Raw genomic sequence first — 20,187 nt, 5'->3', positions numbered from 1 at the left:
GGAGCACACCACAGATGAAAACACCGGAGCAGCTTAAAGGCGCGATCCGCAATATAGCCAAAGAGAAAGATCTTCACGCTCAGGAAGTATTACAGATTTTTATGTTCGAGCGTATTCTGGAGAGATTATCCCTCTCTCCATATAAAAAGAACTTTGTCCTTAAGGGCGGTCTGTTGATTTCTTCCATGATTGGCATTTCTGAAAGAACCACCATGGACATGGATACAACTGTTCGTGGAATAGATATGGACGAAGAAAACATTGAAAAAATCGTAAAAGAGATCTTCGACATTGATACCGGAGACGGAATCATCTTCCGTTTTGAGAAGATCGAGCCTATCCGTGAAGATGATGATTATAACAATTTCCGAGTTCACTTTGTTGCAGAGTACGGCAAGATAAAGAACAAAATGAAGATTGACATCACCACCGGGGATGAGATCACACCTGCAGCTATCGAGTATTCTTTTCATACCATGTTCGATGAAAAGGACATTGATGTATATGCCTATACTTTGGAAACGATCCTTGCAGAAAAATATGAAACAGTTATCCGCAGAGGCATCGGGAATACCAGATCAAGGGACTTCTATGATCTGTATGTTCTCTTCCATCTTTACAGGGATTCCATCAATCCGGCACATTTCAGATTGGCTGTAGAGCATGCTGCCAAGAAAAGAGGATCCTTTGAACTTTTGAAAAAATATGAATCCATCTGCGCTGATGTAAAAGCAGAAGAATCTCTGGCAAATGACTGGAGCAATTACATTGCCGACGAGACATATGCAGCCAGGCTCTCATTTGATGAAGTGGTCGATAATGCTATTGTAGTCGGAAAATATCTTGAGAACATTCCGGAAAATAATTGACGTCAGGTTCCTGCTCTGCTAACATGACCTCAGTTCAAATTTTATAAGACACCTAAACTGCTACTATTATCGGTGCACCCGTGCGCCCGTACTGTGGCAGTTTTTTATTTTTCCTTTATATTCCCCACAGTACAAAAGCATAAAAGCAATCGCCGGATACGGCGTTATGGGTTCAAAGCCGCCTGCCCTATGGCAGTCTGAACCCGCAAATCCGAAGGGATTTGCAAGAAGAATACCAAGCATTGGATGTGTCATGACACATCCACATTTGCTGGTCATTTCTCCTGTCGGAAAATGACGCAAATGAGCTTGCAAGGGGATACTCCCCCTGACCCCCGTTAATGCAGAACCTGCACCTTCTTTCCTCTGTGAAAATGATTCAGATCTGCCAAAAAAGATACCCGCCGGATACGGCAATTTTGAAAGGAAGTGTCCTATATGAGCAGAGAACGTGATCGCAAGATACCCATCCAGGTGTATCTGAGCGAAAATGAAAAATATGTCCTCGATGAGAAAATCAAAGAATCCAAAATGCGGAATATATCCGAGTATATCCGCCACCTGATCTTATACGGTTATGTCTATGACATCGACTATAACGGGCTGAAGGAATACAACTACCAGATAGCCGCCCTCGGCAGAAACATAAACATGATTAGAGAGCGGATTATGAAAACAGGGAACGCTTACGAAGAAGATCTAAATGAGATAAAGGAGCTGATGGATAAGATATGGCATACACACGAATCCATGCTATCAAAAGTACCGTTACAAAAGCTGTAGCTTATATTTGCAACCCGGATAAGACCGAGCAGCAACTGCTCGTTGATTCATTTGGCTGTAGTCCCGAAACAGCCAGGCATGACTTTGACTATGCTCTTTCCCGAACAAAACAATCCGACAAAAATCAGGCTTATCATCTGATCCAGTCTTTTGCAAAAGGCGAGGTTTCTCATGAAGAAGCACATCGTATCGGAATTGAACTTGCAGACAAACTGCTCGGTGGCAAATACTCCTATGTTGTCGCAACGCATACCGATAAAGGTCACCCACATAATCACATTATATTTTGCGCCGCCGATAACATAGATCACAAAAAATATAATGCCTGCAAGAAAAGCTATTATCACATCAGGCAGCTTAGTGATGAATTATGCAAAGAACATGGTCTTTCCATCATCGAACCAAGTGGCAGAAAAGGCAAAAAATATGTTCAGTGGAAAGCTGAGCAGGAAGGCACATCTTGGAAAAAGCGGCTTCAAGAGGATATTGACGAATGCACTAGAATCGCCAAATCCTACGAGGACTTTTTACGCCTTATCAGAGAAAAAGGCTATACAGTTACCGGTGAAATAATCGGAGATCCTCACGCAAAATACATAAAGTTCACCGCCCCGGGCCAAGAGCGACCTGTGCGTGGCAGCTTCCGCAATTTTGGAGCAGGTTATACAAAAGAAGAAATCAAAGACAGGATTGAAAATCCCGAGAAATGGCAGAAAAAAGAACAAACTGTACAGGAGCCAAACACCACAGAAGCTCCAAAGCAGAAATCACGGATCAAGATACCAAAGAAGGATATCGTCACCAGAACCGGTGCAAGCAGAACGCTCATAGATACCTCTGGAGAAAAATTTCAAAACAGCCCCGGTCTCCAGCACTGGGCTTCCGTCAAAAACCTTAAGACTGCCGCCGCCAGCTATGCCGTTGCAGATAACCTTTCTCAGCTTCAGAAGCAAATTGACAAAAAGACTGCCGAGGCGAAATCTGCCCGTACTGAGCTTGTAGAGCTGGAGCATCAAATGAAAAAAGTCTCCGAACTGCTCCTATATGCGGAACAGTACAGGGACAATAAACCCTTTCAGGATAAATACAAGAAATCCAAGGATCCGGACAGATACCTTCGTATGCATGAAACTCAGCTTATTCTATATGACGGTGCTGAACGAATGCTTCGAAAGATGGGACTTGACCCAAAATCTGTCGAGCCGTCAGAGATACGGGCCGACTATGAAGCCATGCAATCTCGAAAGACTATCCTCGAAAAAACTTATAAATCTGCTGAGAATGAAGTCCAATCACTTCAACAGAAAATGGACAACGTACAAAAGTATGTTGGAAGAGACAGTTCTCACGATTATGTTCAACAGCAAGTCACTACAGGGCACGATAAAAGTAGAACTTAAAACAGAGGGAGTGAATACCACTCCCTCAAATTCTCAACTAATCCTTTACGTCAATTTGAATAAATATCAAGCATCTTCTGCGAACACCTCGTGGTCACCTCAAGATAGTATTTGGCATCTTCAGTAGACATTTCCTTTGAATCATACTGATCTACCTTTTCCGCGAAATCTGAATATTTTCCCATGATCTCAGAATACTCACTCAGCATTGAAACGGCATTTGTTGGATCTGCCATATACTTCTTCATAAACACTACATACTCATCAACAAATTCCTCGTAACTATCAAGAAATGCCTTTAAATCCGGATCCACGCCAGATGTTTGATCAGTGGTTTCAGTGATATCCTCGTCCTTGCTCTCATCTGTCATATCGGAATCCGTTGCAGCCACAGCATCATCCTGATTGCCTGCAGGTTCATTATCCAATTTTTGATTAAACAGTTCTGTCTTAGTCCCATCATTCACGGACGGTGGTTCACTTGCTACCTGCTCGGTTGCTGTTGCTGTTGATGCCCGCTCCTCCGTTAAATCCTCGGCTATCTTATCATTACCGGGAATCTTAAACATGCCATATCTATTTGCCTGGTTTACTCCCGCTAAAAGACAAAATGCTGCAAGAACTATAGCTGCTATAGGGAAGCCCTTAAGCTTATACTTCTTTGTAAGGCAAAAGATCGCTCCTCCGATAATTGCCGTTGAAAGTATTATTGTAAGTATTGGCGGATCAGTGGCGAAATCAACCACTGCAAGGATTAAAAGACCTATACCTATGAACTTTCCATATTTTTCAAGGCCGCTTACATTATCTGTCTCCACCAGTCCTCTCTTACTGGTCTGCTGTTGATATACATCTTGTTCATATACGCTTTGATTATTTACGGCATATGCCGAAGATACAGACGAAGTTTCCGGCACACTATTTCCGCCAGCATTGGTCCCATCATTCTGAGCATTACCTACCGGCGCACCGCAATTAGCACAAAACTTTGTTCCTTCAGGAATCTCACTTCCACAATTCGTACAAAAAGCCATATTTTTCTCCCTTCTCCTACTTGCTATGGTAGGTAATCAGCACATTAGAATTTTTCGGAAAGATATCTCCTTCCTCAAACTCGTTATTTCCGTTGATAGTAACCTCTTCTACCTGCCCATTTTTCTTCTGATTAAACATATTAAGATCATTGAGCGGCACCGCAGTTACATTCAAAAAGCCGGCACCCTTAAACAGCATGACTACACTGTTATAATTTCTTTCCGTGCATTCTGTCATAGCTTCCGTTATAGCCACCTCGTTTGCACCTACAGCTATATGTGCCTTTTTCTTTTTGTTATCTCCCATAAACAGTCCAATGCCACGGCAGGATTTACCGGGCATGATGAAAAGTCTCAAATCGTCTTATAAGACCTGAAAATAAGCGTTTTTTGTGTTTCGCTCTCAATTTTACCAAAGATTTACCAATATTTCTGGAGAGTCAGACTTGCGAAAATAGGATACCAAAATGAGGAGAAAATCAAAATGAGCGATTTATTAACTTGTGAATTTAATATCGATACTGCCTGTGTGGAGCTTTGCTTCGCTGATGGCAGCATGATTTCTATAGACTGCACCGCCGTTGAGAACGAGGTCGCAGACAATATGTACCAGAGGTCAGAGCTTGACTATCTGATATACAATGACCCGGTAGCCTATGTGAATTTAATTCTCAATGGTGACCCGGAAACATACTTGAAAACCGTTACGGAATACAACCCTTTGGACTGATTACCAGAGATAAAGCAAGCCGTCTGTGCGGGCATGAGAAATGCTTGTACAGACGGCTTTTTAGGTGAGTATCTGTTTTCAAATGATAATTTTTATTGCTTGACCGATTCGGTTATTGGTGCTATACTCTAAATAACCGAATCGGTTATTATGTAAAAAGGAGAAAATGAATTGGACAAATTTTTGGCCCTGACCGAAGAAAAGAGAACGGCTATTCTCAATGCGGCGCTCCAGTGTTTCGGCAAGTTTGGTTATGAAAAAGCCTCAATCAATGATATTGCGGTAGCCGCACACATTTCCAAAGCGTCTGTGTTTCAGTATTTCGGAAGCAAAAAACAGCTCTATATTTATCTGCTGGAATACTGTAAAAAGGTCATTGAAGAATTATTTGAAAAAGCACATCTGGATTCCAAAACGGATTTGTTCGACAGGATCCTGGCATCCAGCCGCATGGAAATGGAGAGCTTCCAAAATCAGCCCTTCACCCTGCAGTTTATTACCAGCGTCTGGGAAGAAACTTCTCCCGAAGTAGCCGATGCGCTGGTGATTCTGACAGAGGAAGCCTGCAGCTTCAGAAACGATATGGTTCTTCGGGAGGAGGACGCTTTGAAATTCAAAGACCCGGAGGATGCCCAGCCGGTCTTTCAAATGCTGCTTCTGATGGCCGAGGGCTATGCAGCCCGGTACCGGGGGGCGGCGGCTTTCGATTTTCAGGCTGTCATGGAGGATTTTGAGAAGAACATCGCAATTCTGCGGAAAAATTTTTATAAGGAGGAGTATCAAAAATGAGGGAGCAAGCAATTGTCTTAAACCAGCTGACCAAGCACTATGGAACCCATCGGGGGATCAACGACCTCAGTTTCTCGGTGAATGAGGGCGAGTTTTTCGGCTTCATTGGCCCCAACGGTGCAGGAAAATCCACCACTATCCGCACGCTGATGGGCCTGATCCATCCCAGCGGCGGCAACGCCTCTATTTTCGGTCTGGACTGCCAGACCAAGGCCAGTGTCATTGCCAGAGATGTGGGCTACCTTCCCAGCGAGAACAGCTATTATGAAAACATGAAGGTACGGGAACTGCTGCAATACACCGCTGACCTGTACGGCAGGGACTGCGAAACGAAAATGTATGAGCTTTCTGAGCGCCTCAATCTGGATTTGACCCGGAAAATAGCAGACCTGTCTCTGGGTAACAAGAAAAAGGTGGGGATTGTGTCTGCCATCATGACCTCGCCCAAGCTGCTGATTATGGACGAGCCTACCAGCGGCTTAGACCCGTTGATCCAGCAGGCTTTCTACGATATTCTGAAGGAGGAGAACAGCCGGGGAACCACCATTTTCTTCTCATCCCATGTCCTCAGCGAAGTACAGAAGCTGTGTGACCGGGTGGCAATCTTAAAAGAAGGCAAGCTCGTGGGCATTCAGTCCATCAAAGAGCTTCGGGAAAGCGGCTATAAAAAGGTCAGCATCACCGTCAAAACAACCATTCCCCGTGACTTCTGGGGATTGCCCGGCATTGCCAACTACACCGAGAGTCCTGACAAGACCTCTGTTTCCTTTATGTATAACGGCAATATCACAGCGATCATCGACAAGCTTCACCTGCTGCATTTGGACGATGTGCTTTTGGAAGAGCCCTCTTTGGAGGAAATCTTCATGCACTACTATGCGTAAGGAGGTGTTAGGCATGGTCATTTTGAAATATGAACTGAAAAGGCATCGAACCTATATCCTGGGCTGGGCTATCGCCTTGGCACTGTGTATTTTTTTGATGACGCCGACTTATTACAGCTTTCTGGATGCTGCCTCCGTGGAACTCTTTGAAACCATGGGCACCACGGACTTTTACAGGAGTGTCGGCGTATCGATGGAATACCTAACCTCTTCGCTGGGCATTTATGGGTTCCTGACCAGCTTTTTCATGATTGCCTCCGGCATTTTTGGGATGCACTTCGGCATTTCCATTCACACCAGAGAATGTACGGAAGGAACCTCGGAATATCTGTTTACAAAGCCCTTTCCCCGGAAAGCAATTTATTGGGCAAAGGCATTGACCGTGTTTGTCGGCGTGGCGATTGTGGGTACGGGGTATCTGCTGGCTTCCCTTTTCGCCATGGCAATATTCCGTTCCGGAACTCCTTGGGGAGAGTTTTTCCTGATTGCCCTGTCCCTGACCCTTGTTACGCTGTTCTTCGCTGCAATGGGCCTGATGGTGGGAATTTTGTTTTCCCGCAACCGCAGTCCGCTGCTGACCGCCGGATTAGTCGTATTTGTGGAGTATTGCATTACCAGCTTCTCCAACATCGTCAGTAACCGAGCTATCAGCTTTCTGTCTCCCTACTCTTTCTTCGGAGCCGCTGATATCTCCAAAAACGGCTTCTATGACCTCCGGTATCTTGGATGGTGTGTGCTGCTGTTTGCCCTGTTTTTGGTGCTTTCTTACGGTGTCTTTCTGAAAAAAGACATTCAGTTCCGCAGCTAAGGAGGTGTGAACATGAAAACATTGATTAAAAATGAATTCCGCCAAACCAGAAGACTTTTGCTGATCTGGCTGGGAATCATGCTGCTTCTGTGCGGTTTCTGCTATTTTGAGCTTCTGTCCCTACGGGACAGTCTGGATGAAATGGCAGCGATGGTCAGCCAATTTCCGAGACTGATCATGATCATGTTCGGAGTCAAAGGCGACTTGACGACATCCACCGGCTGGTATGTGTGCATCTATTTCTGGGAGGGACTGCTGGCGTTTCCTTATGCCATGTCTTTGGGACTGTCCTGTGTGGCAAGGGAAAAGAAATTCGGAACATCGGAATACCTGTTCACAAAGCCTGTGAAGCGGAAAACCATTGTTCTGGCGAAGGTGATCGTTTCGGCAGTGAACCTGCTGGTGTTCGCCCTGTTCAGCGGCGTGTGTAATTATTTCACGATCGTTCTTCCTTTGGGCGGTCTGGATCAGCCGGGAGCGGTGCTTTCCACAACGATGGGAATGTTCTTTACCCAGACTCTCTTTTTTGCCCTGGGTCTGCTGTTTTCCAGTGTGCTTCGATCCTATAAGGCTGCGGTGCGGACAGGAACAATTTCCATGCTGGCTGCCTATGGGTTGGCCTTTACTGCCGAGTACACAGGAAATCATTTCCTGGACTACCTGACCCCATTGCGTTATTTTGATGTGTACGAGGTAGCACTGCACGGTTTCCACCTTCCCTATCTCGTCTTAACGATCGTTGTGGCAGGTATTTGTGTCGCAGCTGCCCTGGATCAGTGGAAACGGCGGGAATTGTGATGTTACATGAATCGTGTATCTTGAAAACAGCAGCTAACGATATATGGAGGAAATATTTATGTTACGGCCAAAAGAAATAGTATGTAAATGGGTAGATGCCTTTAACAACCATGATGTAGAGGCAATTATGAGCTTGTACCATGATAACGCAACCAATCATCAGGTGACCAATGATCCCGTGATTGGGATAGATGCAATCCGTGAAATGTTTACAGCATAATTTGCCTATTGAATCGTTGTGAAAAGGTGAACAGAGCACGAAGTTGAAGGAAGGGCGAAAATGGAGCGAGGAAGAATTATTGTAATTACAGGCCCTCCGGGAACTGGAAAATCGACAGTATGGATGCCATGGAAGGAATATTCTTCTTCGTCGATGCGGGCGGCTTCCTGAAGCCAAACATACAGGTCGTTGCTCTCTGGGTTACAAGGAAGCTCTGAACCACGCCTCTGACGATACAATGCGTACAAGAGAAAAGAGGGAAAGACCGCTGACAGCATTAAAAAAGATGCAATTTTTTCACAGCATACTTTCCGAACCATGTGTGGTGTATGGCACCGCATTTCTCAGCAACACAATATACCAAGTTCGAGGCGGAGAGTCTATTGAAATAAAAAAATCCGAGGAAGAGAATATCTCTCTGCCTCGGATTTTTCGTTTCATCCCTCAATCGGCTGGTGTAGTACCTTCAATTTCAAGATGTCCCTGTGCGGACACGCCCTTCAGGCATTTTTTATCTTCGTCCTCTCTGCGGTTTTGGATTCTTCAGCAAGTCGGATTTTTCCGCAATCTTTTTCAGCCACTTCCGTTCTTCTACTGACAGCTTCCTAAAATTCAGCTTGAGCCGTTTGCAGATAAACGCCAAGTACGCTTGTTCCGTGTCGCTGTCCTGGCTGACGATTTCACCAGCAGTTTCCAGCATTTCTTTTAGCGGGTTATCCTCTGGGACGCTGAAAAAATCGTCCTTGTGTGTTTCCCGCAGAGCAAGGGCAATCCCGTTTATGTCCCGTTGTATCACATAGCGGCAAAACTCGTCCTCATCAATATGGGCGGTGATAAGCTGTCTTAACTGCGTATCACTCATGCCAGGATTATGCTTTTTTATAACAGTTGCGCTCATCGTGTCCACTATGGCGTTTGCACCCTGCGCCTGTTTCAGTGCCGTTCCGTTCACATAGATTTCAAGGTCAGCCATCAGCCGGGGGAAATCCGGGTGCGCCGCCAGCTCACACAGCAGGGTATTGTCTATCCTCCCGCTTTTCAGCAGGTCAATCATTTCATCACTCAAACGCAGGTCTGCAAGATCGGCGTTTGGGTGATTTTTCATTTCAGACAGCCCCAGCAGATAATCAGCGGTCACACCGTAAAACTTCGCCAGCCGGATAAGGGCATAGTGGCTGATGTCCTTGAAGTCTTCCGTTTCGTAACTGCCCAGCGCAGACTTGGAAAGCCCGGTCTGCTCCGCAAGCTGCCCCAGCGTCAAGCCACGCTCCACACGTAGGTCTTTTAATCGCTCTTGTATGGATAAAGACATATTCACCCTCCTTGCTAGCTCAACGAAAGAGAAGCCGTTATGCTATGTACTATGCTCATAGCATAACGGCATAGGCATTTACAGTTTTATTTTACCATTTGCTACATCTTCACGAAATTTGACCTGATATAAAAAAAGAGACCAGAACAGGGTATTTCCCCATCCTGATCTCATATTACAAATTTACCTGTCCAATAAAAACACCTTTAAAGCTCAATATGTGGTTTTACCGGCTCATTTTGCACCTGTCGCTGTGTTTCTCTTTGGGGGACTGCACTGTTTGCGGCTACTATAGCTTTCTTGGCCGCAAGTCTCGCCCGTAGTGATGGGCGTTCCCCTCTTGCCCTGCGTTTTCTTTCCTCTTCCTCGATGCGTTGCAGCTCTTCCAAGCGTTCCTGCTCCGCTTGCCGGGCTTCCCTTTTCTCCTCAGATTTTGGAACCGTATTGCTGAGTACATTGTCGATCTGGTTCAGATTTACCTCCTCAAGCTCCTCCACCTTGGCAAGCGGCTTGTATTCAGCCAACTTCACAAGAAGCTCCGCCGCCTTGCGGACATCCTCGATGTTGTCACTCTCTTCTATCACAGTTCCCAGGTACTTCTTATAATCCGCAGAATTGCCGTTTCGGATATCATCCGCTATATTCTGCACCTGTAACTCCCAGTTATCGACCGTATCCTTGTACTCATAGGGATCAAAGTCACTGGAAAAGCGGTCTATTTCAGCCGCCAGCTTCGCAGCCTCGTCCACATATACCGGCTTTACGGCATCCATATCCTGTTCCGGTCTATCCTGTACAGTCAATCCCGGCAGTGTCCCGATTACCTTTACATCCGGGAATGCATCTATGATCTGCCCGATCTTTGACAGTCCCTCCTGATCATTCCATATCTGAGGAACATACCGCAGATTATCAAGATCTATGGTGTTTCCATAGAGGACATCCATCTGCACATCATCTATCTCCGGTGTCCCAGCTTCATGTATGTTGATGCCGACAGCAGGGATCATATTGCTATGATTTTCACGGATGCTCTCAAACAGAGCTTTTGCCTCTTCTATAGTGGAAATTCCCTCATGATAGGTTCCCATGCTGTGAAATTCGCCGCACTCCGCAACGGTATAGGTTATCTCTGTGTTACGCTGCTGTGCTTCCTGTATTATTTGAGCCTGTTTTTCTGTAAGGTACGCTTCCACACCGGTCAGATACTCGGAAAGACTCCCATGCTGTTCCTGTGATATCGTGTTTATATCGAGCTTTACACCACCCATAATGATATTTCCCTGATTAAGAGTGTTAAACAGATCGTCCTCCCTCACCGAGCCGCTGTAATACAACACCACATCAAGGTCAGCTCCTTTCTCCTCCATACCCCTGCAACGACTGCCGGATACAACGACATCCTCAATGATTACATCCATCCCATAATCATTCACTATGCCCTGCACTATTGTTTTAACATTAGCTTCTATCGTTTCAGGATCCATGCCGTCAAGCTCATGGAACTTCTCTTTGGTCTTATCCTTAAATGCGCTTATGACAGCGGCATCGTTAAGGCTTTCGCCTTTTGTTTCGTCTTTTGCCATTTCAGCTCCTTTCTAAAAGGCTCCGGAGATAATCCCCGAAGCCCTTTGATCTTATGCTATAACCTCTTCTTTTTTCTTTGCTACCGCAGGTGCTTTCTGATCCATGGCAGCTACAACCGCCTTCTTCTCATTAAGCCTTGCGACAAGGGACGGTCTTTCCTCTTTTGTCTCCGGTTTTGTTGCAGGGTTCCCCATATCCTCTGTTTCTGATATATCAGCCTCCTCAGCTTTTTCGCTTATTTCAGCCTTATCCTCCGATATGTGACCTGCCTCTTTGGTAGCCTCCTGTGCCGGCATTACCGTCTCGGTCTGTTCTGCTGTTTCTTTCTCCGGCTTTGGAGCATCTTCATCAAGATCAACTGCATCCTCGCCTTTTTCATCCATATCAAGCAGGCTGTTCAGTTCTGCAAGCCTTGTCAGCTTATCGTTAAGCTCCTTCTCCTGTGGGAATGGCTTTTCCACCTCAATCTTTGCGGTTTCAAGCTGCTGTTCCACATTGGCATGCTTCGCAATCGCATCCTCAAGCTGTTTTGTCATGGATTCCATGGCATTACCGATACGGGTAATGTTACCGGACGGGTCAGAGCCAATCTCCACTTCATGGCTGAGTTTTCCTTTCATGTTCAGCGTAAACTTCCTGAAAAATGAATCAAAGGTTATATTCATCTTCATGCCAAGGTACTCACCGATTGGCACAGCCACATTGGCCTGCTTCATCTCCTTGCAGATACCGATGATTGCTGTTCCGGCTTCCTTCCTGTCATCATAGGTCTTTCCGGCTACCGTCATGGTAAAGACATCCTTATCCGCAGGCTTGCTGGCATTGTATGTTGCAATATCTGCCTTCATTCCGGCGATACGCTCCTTCAGTGCTGATATCTGCTGTGGGTAGTTCTTTGCGATATTATCCTCCAGTCGGTATTTCTGACTGGTATGGTTCGCTTTCATGAGCTTCAGCTTTGATACCTGGATGTCGAGATCCATCTTTTCTTTGATATAAGGATTTCCCGTAGCAAGAGCCTTGACCTCCGCATAGGTAAGTGCCGCCTCGTCAATATCCTCACAGCTTCTGACTGGAGATTTACTGGTCATGATCTGCCCGATGAACTTCTGCTTGTTCTCGATGAGCTGCCACGAGTACGCATCAAACGTACCCTCTGTAACATAGCGGAAGATCTTTACCTTTGGATTAGTATTGCCCTGTCGTAAGATACGACCTTCCTGCTGTTCAATGTCAGAGGGTCTCCATGGCACATCCAAGTGATGAAGTGCTATCAGCCTGTCCTGCACATTGGTACCGGCTCCCATCTTCTGCGTTGATCCCAATAAAAAACGGACCTGTCCGCTTCTTACTTTGCCAAACAGCTCCGCTTTCCTCGTCTCGGTATTCGCATCATGGATAAAAGCTATCTCTTCCGGTGGTACTCCTTTTGCTATCAGCTTGTCCCTGATATCCTCATATACATTGAAGGTTCCGTCTCCTTTAGGTGTACTCAAATCGCAAAAAATGAGCTGGGCTGACCGCTTATCTTTTGTCTCCTCCCAAATCTCAAAAGCTTTCTCCACGCAAACACTGGACTTACTGTTTTCATCATCCGGTAGCATATCGTTCATAAGACGCTGATCCAGTGCCAGCTTACGCCCATCGTTAGTAATTTTAAGCATATTATCGACGGATGAATCCACCATACGGTTACGCACCCGCTCTGCTCTGTCTGCCAGAGATGCCACCATTTCCTTCTGCGCTTCGGACGGCTTTAATGTCACATTTTCATACTCTGCCTCCGGCACAGGGAGTTTTAACATATCTGGTGTCTGTATATCGGCACTCTCCTTAAAGAGTGCGATCAACTCAGGCAGGTTAAAGAACTTTGCAAACCTTGTCTTTGCCCTGTATCCGGTTCCCTCCGGTGCAAGCTCTATCGCCGTCTGTGTATCACCGAAGTTAGCCGCCCATGCATCGAACTGTCCCAGTCCCAGCTTCTGAAGCGTACCATACTGTAAATATCTCATATTGGTATATAGCTCCGTCATGCTGTTGCTGATCGGTGTTCCGGTTGCAAAGGTCACGCCCTTACCACCAGTCAGTTCATCGAGGTACTGACACTTGTTAAACATATCCTGTGACTTCTGAGCTTCAGTCTGTGCAATACCTGCCACATTCCGCATTTTCGTATATAAGAACAAATTCTTGTACGAATGCGACTCGTCCACAAAAAGCCTGTCTACGCCAAGCTGTTCAAAGGTTACAACATTATCCTTACGGCTCTGATCATTTAATTTATCAAGCCTTGTCATGAGCTGCTTCTTGGATTTTTCCATCTGCTTGATGGTATATCGCTCACCCCTGTCAGCCTTTGCCTGTGCTATAGCCTCCGTGATCTCATCTATCTGCCGCTCCAGTATCGCCACCTGCCTTTCCTGTGACAACGGGATCTTTTCAAACTGCGTATGGCCGATGATCACGGCATCATAATCGCCTGTTGCTATACGGGAGCAGAACTTCTTGCGATTTGCAGGCTCAAAGTCCTTTTTCGTAGCCGCAAGGATATTCGCTCCGGGATACAGACGCAGGAAATCTGATGCCCACTGCTCTGTCAGGTGGTTTGGTACTACAAACAGCGACTTCTGAGCAAGCCCAAGCCTTTTAAGTTCCATAGCTGCCGCAGTCATTTCGAAGGTCTTGCCAGCACCTACACAGTGTGCAAGGAGCGTGTTATCTCCATACAGCACATGAGCTACCGCATTCTTCTGATGCGGCTTAAGCTCTATATCCGGTGTCATACCCGGAAACTGCAAATGTGAGCCGTCATATTCCCTTGGTCTTGTGGAATTGAAACGCTCATTATAAACCTTTACAAGATCAGCTCTCCGCTCCGGATCCTTAAAAATCCAGTCCTTAAAAGCTTCACGGATTGCCTCCTGCTTCTGTGCAGCAAGGGTGGTCTCCTTCTTATTCAGCACCCTCTTTTCCTTGCCATCCTCCACGATAGTATCATAGATACGCACATCCTTAAGGTTCAGACTGTCCTCCAGTATCTTATAGGCATTCGCCCTGCCGGTACCAAAGGTCATGTTGGCAAGGGTATTGCCATAGTCTGCATTCTTACCCTTTACATTCCAAAGCCCGGTCACATCCGAATACTGTATGCCCATGACATTCCGGTCAAAAAGATATCCCGGTGTCTGGAAAGTCTCACGCATGAAGTCCTCGATATACTTCGGGTCAACCCATGTTGCCCCAAGACGGACTTCTATATCCGATGCTTCAAGGTCTTTCGGCATTACCTGTTCAAGATGCACCACATTCACCTGATACTCAGGGTGATTTTCCGCATAGTTCTTTGCTATGGAAAGCTTCTCACGGACATTACCGGACAGGTATTCATCCGCTGTCTCCCACTGGTCGGTCAGCGGATTCCGGAAGATAACTCCTGCAAGCTCCTCAGTTATGGCTTCTTTTTCCTTTCCCGTAAGCTCTGCCATATAGTCAAGGTCTACCTTGGCTTTTTCAGCCAGGGAGACCGCCAATGCCTCGCTTGCGGTATCAACACTTGTCACCACCTCTGCGTGTTTGATGGTACGCTTCGTGAACATATCCGCTTTTCCAAGAAACTTCCCCTCATCATCCAGCTTCTCCAAAGAACAGAGCAGGCAGTATGAAGAATCCTGATTAAAGGCTCTCTTATTGGTCTGAGAACTGATAAGCCCGTATTTATCGGAGAACTTATCATATAATCCGTTCAGTTCTGCCTGTTTGTCCGTAATGGCTGAGTCGGGATAATCCTCCATCTGCATCTGAATTAGTTCCTGCGTACAGTCACGGATAGCGATCATACCTTTGATGCGGTCTTCCATGGTATCTGACACATCGGCAGGCTTCATGACGGAATTCTCACGATAATACACATGATCATCCACCATACAAAAGCTGTAATTCTTCACATTCGGATCTGCTGGGATTACTTCAAGGTCAGACTTTCCAAGCTCGTCCGCTGAAAGCTCCACCGCTTCATATTCTGCATGAATATTGCTGATTGCCTCACGAAGCTGCTCCTCAAATGGTCTGCTCTCATCCGGTACACAGGTACTCTCCATACCAAAGGGTCCCGATACCATCTCCATTTTCCCTACGATCATCTCCGGATGGTCGGCAAAATACTGGTTCATGGCTATACCGTTTGCATCCATGCCGAGGTGTACCCAGTCCGGCTCGATATCCATAAGCCTGTCCCTTTTCTGGAAAAAAAGAATGTCGGACGTGACTTCTGTACCGGCATTCTCCTTAAAAGCTGTATTAGGTAATCTCACCGCTCCGAGCAGTTCTGCCCTCTGAGCAAGGTACTTTCTCACCTGCGGGCTTTGCTTGTCCATGGTTCCCTTGCTTGTAACAAATGCCACGATACCGCCCGGTCTTACCTTATCCAGTGTCTTTGCAAAGAAATAATCATGGATCTGGAAATTCAGCTTATCATAAGGCTTGTCACTTACCTTATAATTCCCGAACGGCACATTTCCCACAGCAACATCAAAGAAATCATTCTGAAAATCGGTCTTTTCATATCCGCTGATACGCACATCTGCCTGCGGATAGAGTTGCTTTGCGATGCGGCCTGTCAAATCATCCAGCTCCACTCCGTATAGCTTGCTGTCCTGCATCTCCTCTGGCAGCATACCGAAGAAATTACCTACACCCATGGCAGGCTCAAGTATATTTCCCTTTTCAAATCCCATCTGTCCCAGTGCTTCATAGATATTTCTTATGATTACGGGGCTTGTAAAGTGGGCATTTAGGGTACTCTCTCTTGCGGAATTATATTCCTCCGGTGTCAAAATGCTCTTTAATTCCTGATATTCCGCAGACCAGTTACTCTTGGTTTCATCAAAGGCATCTGCAAGACCACCCCAGCCGACGTACTGTGATAAAATCTGCTGTTCCTCCGGCGTGGCTGTCCTGTGTTCGTCCTCGATCTGCTTCAAAGTTGTAATCGCCCTGATATTGTCACGGAACTTTTCCTTTGCGCTGCCTTTTCCCAGGTCATCATCTGTAATGCGGAAATTCTTTGCCGCAGCTCTTGCGTCTTCAGACAGTTCCGCTTCCCTTGCGTTATAGGATTCCCAGAACCTTCCGACAAGCCTCCTTGGAAAGCTCTCATCATCCATAAACTCATACTGGATGTTCTTAACTGCATCAAGGCTATCAGCTTTTTCAATCTTCTTTTCATACTGCCCGACCCTTACTTCATCTGACAGTTTCTCTTCCAGCTTGCGTAGCTCCGGTTCAGAAAGCCTGTCATAAATATCGTTACTTTCAGTATGGATGGAAAAGCTCTCTTCATCCCCGTCATGCCTTGTGACCTCATACCGGATCTTCTGATGTTCTCCCCGGATATCGGCTTCAAGCTCATACTCCGCAGTATGCCCGAAATTGCTGTACTCCGCTCCAATATAGGAAATGTTCTGTATATCCTCTGCGGTAAGCTCCATGTTATGGAACTTCTCCCAGTCCTCTTCTGATACATAGGTAAGCTCGTCAAAATCAAGGTACTTAAGCTCATTTTCTATAAGGTCAGTAAGGGTATCATATTCATTCTGAGAAATGATCTGCCCGTCAATCGCAAGGCGGATGCTGTTATGCTCAAGGTCTACAGAAGCCTGTATCGGGTACTCTTTTCCATCTGCTTCATCTATAAGGTCGGTATAAGCTATCTCCACATTGGAAAGATCCGAGAAATCTGCATCATGATCATACTCCCTGTAGCAGAACTCATTGATAAGCTCCTTTGCCTGCTCCTGCTCCGGAGTAAGGACTGCTTCTTTTTCCCGAAGAAACTCCGGCACTTCCGAAAATCCAAATGAATCCACGAAATATGCCTTGTCCTCACCATTCTGATGCAATACCACCACATCCGATACGGACATGGAGCGTCCCTTGTAATCTGCCGGATGGTCTATGTTAAACTTCTCATACAGGTCATCGAGAGTAGCGCTTTCCTCCAGTTCTCCGGAATATACTGCCTCATAGTTTGCCGCATCAACAGACAGTCCTCTGTTCTGCAGGTGCTCCAGATTTTCAAAGATGATATCCCGTCTGTCCTCAGCTTCATCCGATATCTGATAGATTGTATATGTTGAAGATTCCTGCTCTAAAGCCTGCTCTTTAAGCACTTCTCCCCGCATGGTCTCGTCAACATACTCCTGCGCCTCTTCAAGAGTCCTGAAGGTCTCCGTAGGAGCAGCAAGAGAATCAGCAACCGGATGAATCCCATATGAACCATCTTCCTCACGGTCTATCCATACATACTGACCGGAAGGGAGCTTTGTTGCCCACTCCTGGGGATTATCATTTTCATCATCCGCTTCATGGACTATCGACCAAAGGCTATTCTCTCCCCGTCCGACAGGCGGACCGAATTCGGGATTATGATCCGCCTCTTTGCTTTCAGGCTCTTCCTGTGCATCCCCGGCTTCAATGGCATCAACAAGTTTTTCCTGCTCATCAGCAAGAGCTTCCTTTTCCTGCTCCTTTTTATACTCTGCATAGGCTTCCTTTGCCTTTGGAGACAGGTACTTATCCTCTGCAATCAGTTCACGGATACGCTTTTCCACCACATTCCAGTTAAGAAGCACGGATGTATAAGGCTCCATGATACTGCCTTTGTCAAGCTGAATGCCCTTTGCATCATGGTCTTCCCAACTCTTATCATTTCCAATCAGTGCATCTGACTGACCACCAGTACCGTATTCGCTCTTAAGGAACGCTACATTATCTTTGCTGTCATGCCCTTCCTTAAAATAATCATAGATACGGAAAAGTCCCTGCGATACACCGCTTCCATGGGTGAGCCTGCTGTCAATCTCATCCTGGGTAATGAAGTTTTCAAGCCTTACATTTACCTCATCTGCAAGAGGAAACTCCCTACGCTCAGCATCGAGGTCGGCAATCTCTGAAAGCAGATACTCCGGCTCTTTTACATATCGCCACCGAAGTTGAAGCTCTCCGCTCTCTATCCTGTCCGCAGCCCTGCCGATTTCCTCTGCAAGCAGCTCTCTTCCCTCATGGGTAGATAGCAGCTCTACGATATGTGCCTGGCTGTCGGGATAATTACTTCCTTGGATAGAAAGAGAATCAGGCATATCATCAATGCCGTCACGGAAAAAGAAATAAATCTGATCAGCCACCCTCGCCCGTTCGGTGCTGTCCACAAGAAAGGCTTCATTTCTCGACATATATGAGCCGTTTTCCACCATCTGACGGGTGAACTCTTCCACAAGGCTCCAACTATAGGTAGTGGCAAAGTCCACCTGAGCGGAATTGCCCGGTGCGATGCTCATACCATTTTCATTAAACCAAACAGATACCCTCTGCCCGTCAAATTCAAAGCCCTTACCGGTAGTTCCGATCTCATTCTTTATGAAATCAGTCATTTCCGCAGCATCTTTTCCTGCCTGGTACTTTGCATAGATACGCTTACGGTTATTCTCTTTGCCACCACCGGATCTGATCACATCAAGAAGCTGGTCGTCTTTTAGCATAAAAACAGCGGGAGCCTTCGTTTTCACGCTTGCTTCCGCTGCTGCTATCGTTCCCACCTGTTCCGCAAATGATGGGAACAGGTCAAACATATTCAGTTGTTCGGGTTCTGCATCCGGAGGGTTTAGCTGTAGATCAGCTCCGATAAAACTATCTCCTCCGCCGATGCCCGGATGTTGTTCATCAGACCCACCCACTTCATCTGGTCTGATGCTTTCAGGGCTTCGTTCACTCCCTGGGACTTCGCCATCTGGGATGTCAACAGATCCATCCTCTCCTCTGCCTGCTTCTGAATCATCAGGCAGTGCTCCTTCAGATTCCCCTCTAACATCATCCCGCTGTAGGTTCCTCTCCTGTGTTCCTTTAAGAAGTTCCTCCGCATCAGTCCGTACTTCGTTAAGGGTTCCTCCGGCTCGCTGTTCGCGATCAGGTTCGGGATCAGATAATCCCCGCTCTGCATGTAAGTCAGTTCCATGGTCATTTCCTCCTTGTTCTGAAATATTAGCGCTTTCGCCTTTTTCATAATCATCGGTGGAAATATCACCTTGCCGCTCGCTTTCACGCTTTAAAGCATTATATTCATTCTGAGCCTCATTTGCAAGCGAATTTTGGCTTTTTTCTACGGCTTGTGATATATTCTCCGTTTGTCTTTCTACTTCGCCATATCTGGCGATATGACGTTCCTGTACCGTTACCGCTCTTCCGATTTCCATGAGTACCGGCTCAGTCATTTCCGATACTGCATTTCCAAGTACCGACAGCGTTTTCACATCGCTGAACTCATGCAGATAACGAAAATCAAAATCATAAAGTTCTGTATCCACACCGCACCTTGTAAGAAGCGTATATGCGATGGAATCTCTCATGGTCTCTTGCAAGCGCAGTTCAAGATTCAGTTCATCATATCCATGCAGAAAGCTTCCATCCACCCGGTCCTGCAGATCAGGCATTACATCCCTGTAATAATCATCCGCAATACGATGTGCCAGCTCCACCAGCCTATCTCCGAAAGGTCTGCTTTCATCCGTTTTTCCATATATGTTTTCAAGTCTGTTGAGAACTGTCTGTTCATTCCGTTCCCTGACCTGCCATATGTACGGGAGTCTTCCAACATTCCATCCGGGATGCACATTTGACACATCAAATACATACCGAAGTCTTGGTCTGCCGCTGCTTTCATCCAAAAGAGCGATACCCTTGGACCCACGGTTGACCCAGCAGTTCATCTTCTGATTCCATGTTTCAAGCTCTGCACATGCTGTGGCATCCGGTCTCTGGGCATAGATAAGCAGCTGATCCATGAAAGGATACCGGTATAGCCTTCCGGCAGTGGTAAGGAATCCTTTCCACTTTTCCATATCTGCCGATAAATCCTGTGCCGTAGCCTGTGCAAGCCATTTGATCTCATCATATTTTCTTGCCATAGCCTGTTTCTCCTTA

14 protein-coding genes are annotated in these 20,187 nt (G+C 46.3%); 9 read left to right on the top strand and 5 right to left on the bottom strand.

From position 1 onward, the window contains the following. Positions 1-14: 14 nt before the first annotated feature. From DL92_RS0104870 to DL92_RS0104855, 3 genes are all read left to right on the top strand, one after another. The gene (locus DL92_RS0104870; RefSeq protein WP_026667067.1) at positions 15-869 is read left to right on the top strand and encodes a nucleotidyl transferase AbiEii/AbiGii toxin family protein; all 855 of its coding nucleotides are present in this window, start codon (positions 15-17) and stop codon (positions 867-869) included. Positions 870-1,307: 438 nt separating this feature from the next. Next, positions 1,308-1,652, top strand: a complete 345-nt coding sequence (locus DL92_RS0104860) for a plasmid mobilization protein (protein WP_026667065.1) — start codon at positions 1,308-1,310, stop codon at positions 1,650-1,652. After that, a complete protein-coding gene (locus DL92_RS0104855) occupies positions 1,601-3,052 on the top strand; it encodes a relaxase/mobilization nuclease domain-containing protein (protein WP_026667064.1) in 1,452 nt (483 codons plus the stop codon). The genes DL92_RS0104860 and DL92_RS0104855 overlap by 52 nt, the downstream gene beginning before the upstream one ends. A 50-nt stretch (positions 3,053-3,102) precedes the next feature. On the opposite strand, the gene DL92_RS0104850 is transcribed toward DL92_RS0104855, so the two are convergent. Together DL92_RS0104850 and DL92_RS0104845 are read right to left on the bottom strand one after the other, a co-directional pair. After that, positions 3,103-4,086, bottom strand: a complete 984-nt coding sequence (locus tag DL92_RS0104850; RefSeq protein WP_026667063.1) for a zinc ribbon domain-containing protein — start codon at positions 4,084-4,086, stop codon at positions 3,103-3,105. 16 nt (positions 4,087-4,102) lie between these two features. Further along, positions 4,103-4,393, bottom strand: a complete 291-nt coding sequence (locus tag DL92_RS0104845) for a hypothetical protein (protein ID WP_155843281.1) — start codon at positions 4,391-4,393, stop codon at positions 4,103-4,105. A 177-nt stretch (positions 4,394-4,570) separates the two neighbouring features. Between DL92_RS0104845 and DL92_RS0104840 the strand changes: the two genes are divergently transcribed. The 6 genes from DL92_RS0104840 (at position 4,571) to DL92_RS18260 (ending at position 8,315) form a co-directional block, all read left to right on the top strand. After that, positions 4,571-4,816, top strand: a complete 246-nt coding sequence (locus DL92_RS0104840; RefSeq protein WP_026667061.1) for a DUF6061 family protein — start codon at positions 4,571-4,573, stop codon at positions 4,814-4,816. A gap of 171 nt (positions 4,817-4,987) precedes the next feature. Next, on the top strand, positions 4,988-5,605 hold the full coding sequence (locus tag DL92_RS0104835) for a TetR/AcrR family transcriptional regulator (RefSeq protein WP_026667060.1): 618 nt from the start codon (positions 4,988-4,990) through the stop codon (positions 5,603-5,605). Continuing rightward, entirely contained in the window at positions 5,602-6,489 is an 888-nt protein-coding gene (locus DL92_RS0104830) for an ABC transporter ATP-binding protein (RefSeq protein ID WP_026667059.1), read from the top strand. Before DL92_RS0104835 ends, DL92_RS0104830 begins: the two co-directional genes overlap by 4 nt. A 13-nt stretch (positions 6,490-6,502) precedes the next feature. Beyond that, positions 6,503-7,297, top strand: a complete 795-nt coding sequence (locus DL92_RS0104825; protein ID WP_026667058.1) for an ABC transporter permease subunit — start codon at positions 6,503-6,505, stop codon at positions 7,295-7,297. 12 nt (positions 7,298-7,309) lie between these two features. Beyond that, positions 7,310-8,095 (top strand): ABC transporter permease subunit, encoded by a 786-nt coding sequence (locus tag DL92_RS0104820; protein WP_026667057.1) that lies wholly within the window; start codon positions 7,310-7,312, stop codon positions 8,093-8,095. Between the two features lie 58 nt (positions 8,096-8,153). Continuing rightward, complete coding sequence (locus tag DL92_RS18260) at positions 8,154-8,315, top strand: nuclear transport factor 2 family protein (protein WP_034468524.1); 162 nt, start codon at positions 8,154-8,156, stop codon at positions 8,313-8,315. Positions 8,316-8,826: 511 nt separating this feature from the next. Here DL92_RS18260 and DL92_RS0104805 read toward each other — a convergent pair. From DL92_RS0104805 to DL92_RS0104795, 3 genes are all read right to left on the bottom strand, one after another. After that, a complete protein-coding gene (locus DL92_RS0104805; RefSeq protein ID WP_002575858.1) occupies positions 8,827-9,627 on the bottom strand; it encodes a helix-turn-helix domain-containing protein in 801 nt (266 codons plus the stop codon). A 206-nt stretch (positions 9,628-9,833) separates the two neighbouring features. Beyond that, positions 9,834-11,213 carry a hypothetical protein gene (locus DL92_RS0104800; RefSeq protein ID WP_026667056.1) on the bottom strand — a complete coding sequence of 460 codons (1,380 nt, stop codon included), beginning with the start codon at positions 11,211-11,213 and terminating at the stop codon, positions 9,834-9,836. 51 nt (positions 11,214-11,264) lie between these two features. After that, positions 11,265-20,171: a YodL domain-containing protein gene (locus tag DL92_RS0104795; protein WP_026667055.1), complete on the bottom strand. Its 8,907-nt coding sequence runs from the start codon at positions 20,169-20,171 to the stop codon at positions 11,265-11,267. Between the last annotated feature and the right edge of the window lie 16 nt (positions 20,172-20,187).

It is taken from the genome of Butyrivibrio sp. AE2005 (assembly GCF_000686965.1).
In the GTDB taxonomy this organism is placed as follows: domain Bacteria; phylum Bacillota; class Clostridia; order Lachnospirales; family Lachnospiraceae; genus Butyrivibrio; species Butyrivibrio hungatei_A.
The sequence above is the reverse complement of the archived record's forward strand: the minus strand, read 5'-3'. Positions and strand labels throughout refer to the sequence as shown.

Coding starts and splice junctions, on each gene's coding strand:
- DL92_RS18260 (WP_034468524.1), top strand. CDS start 8,154: ATGTTACGGCCAAAAGAAATAGTATGTAAATGGGTAGATGCCTTTAAC.
- DL92_RS0104870 (WP_026667067.1), top strand. CDS start 15: ATGAAAACACCGGAGCAGCTTAAAGGCGCGATCCGCAATATAGCCAAA.
- DL92_RS0104830 (WP_026667059.1), top strand. CDS start 5,602: ATGAGGGAGCAAGCAATTGTCTTAAACCAGCTGACCAAGCACTATGGA.
- DL92_RS0104800 (WP_026667056.1), bottom strand. CDS start 11,213: ATGGCAAAAGACGAAACAAAAGGCGAAAGCCTTAACGATGCCGCTGTC.
- DL92_RS0104840 (WP_026667061.1), top strand. CDS start 4,571: ATGAGCGATTTATTAACTTGTGAATTTAATATCGATACTGCCTGTGTG.
- DL92_RS0104795 (WP_026667055.1), bottom strand. CDS start 20,171: ATGGCAAGAAAATATGATGAGATCAAATGGCTTGCACAGGCTACGGCA.
- DL92_RS0104820 (WP_026667057.1), top strand. CDS start 7,310: ATGAAAACATTGATTAAAAATGAATTCCGCCAAACCAGAAGACTTTTG.
- DL92_RS0104850 (WP_026667063.1), bottom strand. CDS start 4,086: ATGGCTTTTTGTACGAATTGTGGAAGTGAGATTCCTGAAGGAACAAAG.
- DL92_RS0104845 (WP_155843281.1), bottom strand. CDS start 4,393: ATGGGAGATAACAAAAAGAAAAAGGCACATATAGCTGTAGGTGCAAAC.
- DL92_RS0104805 (WP_002575858.1), bottom strand. CDS start 9,627: ATGTCTTTATCCATACAAGAGCGATTAAAAGACCTACGTGTGGAGCGT.
- DL92_RS0104855 (WP_026667064.1), top strand. CDS start 1,601: ATGGCATACACACGAATCCATGCTATCAAAAGTACCGTTACAAAAGCT.
- DL92_RS0104860 (WP_026667065.1), top strand. CDS start 1,308: ATGAGCAGAGAACGTGATCGCAAGATACCCATCCAGGTGTATCTGAGC.
- DL92_RS0104825 (WP_026667058.1), top strand. CDS start 6,503: ATGGTCATTTTGAAATATGAACTGAAAAGGCATCGAACCTATATCCTG.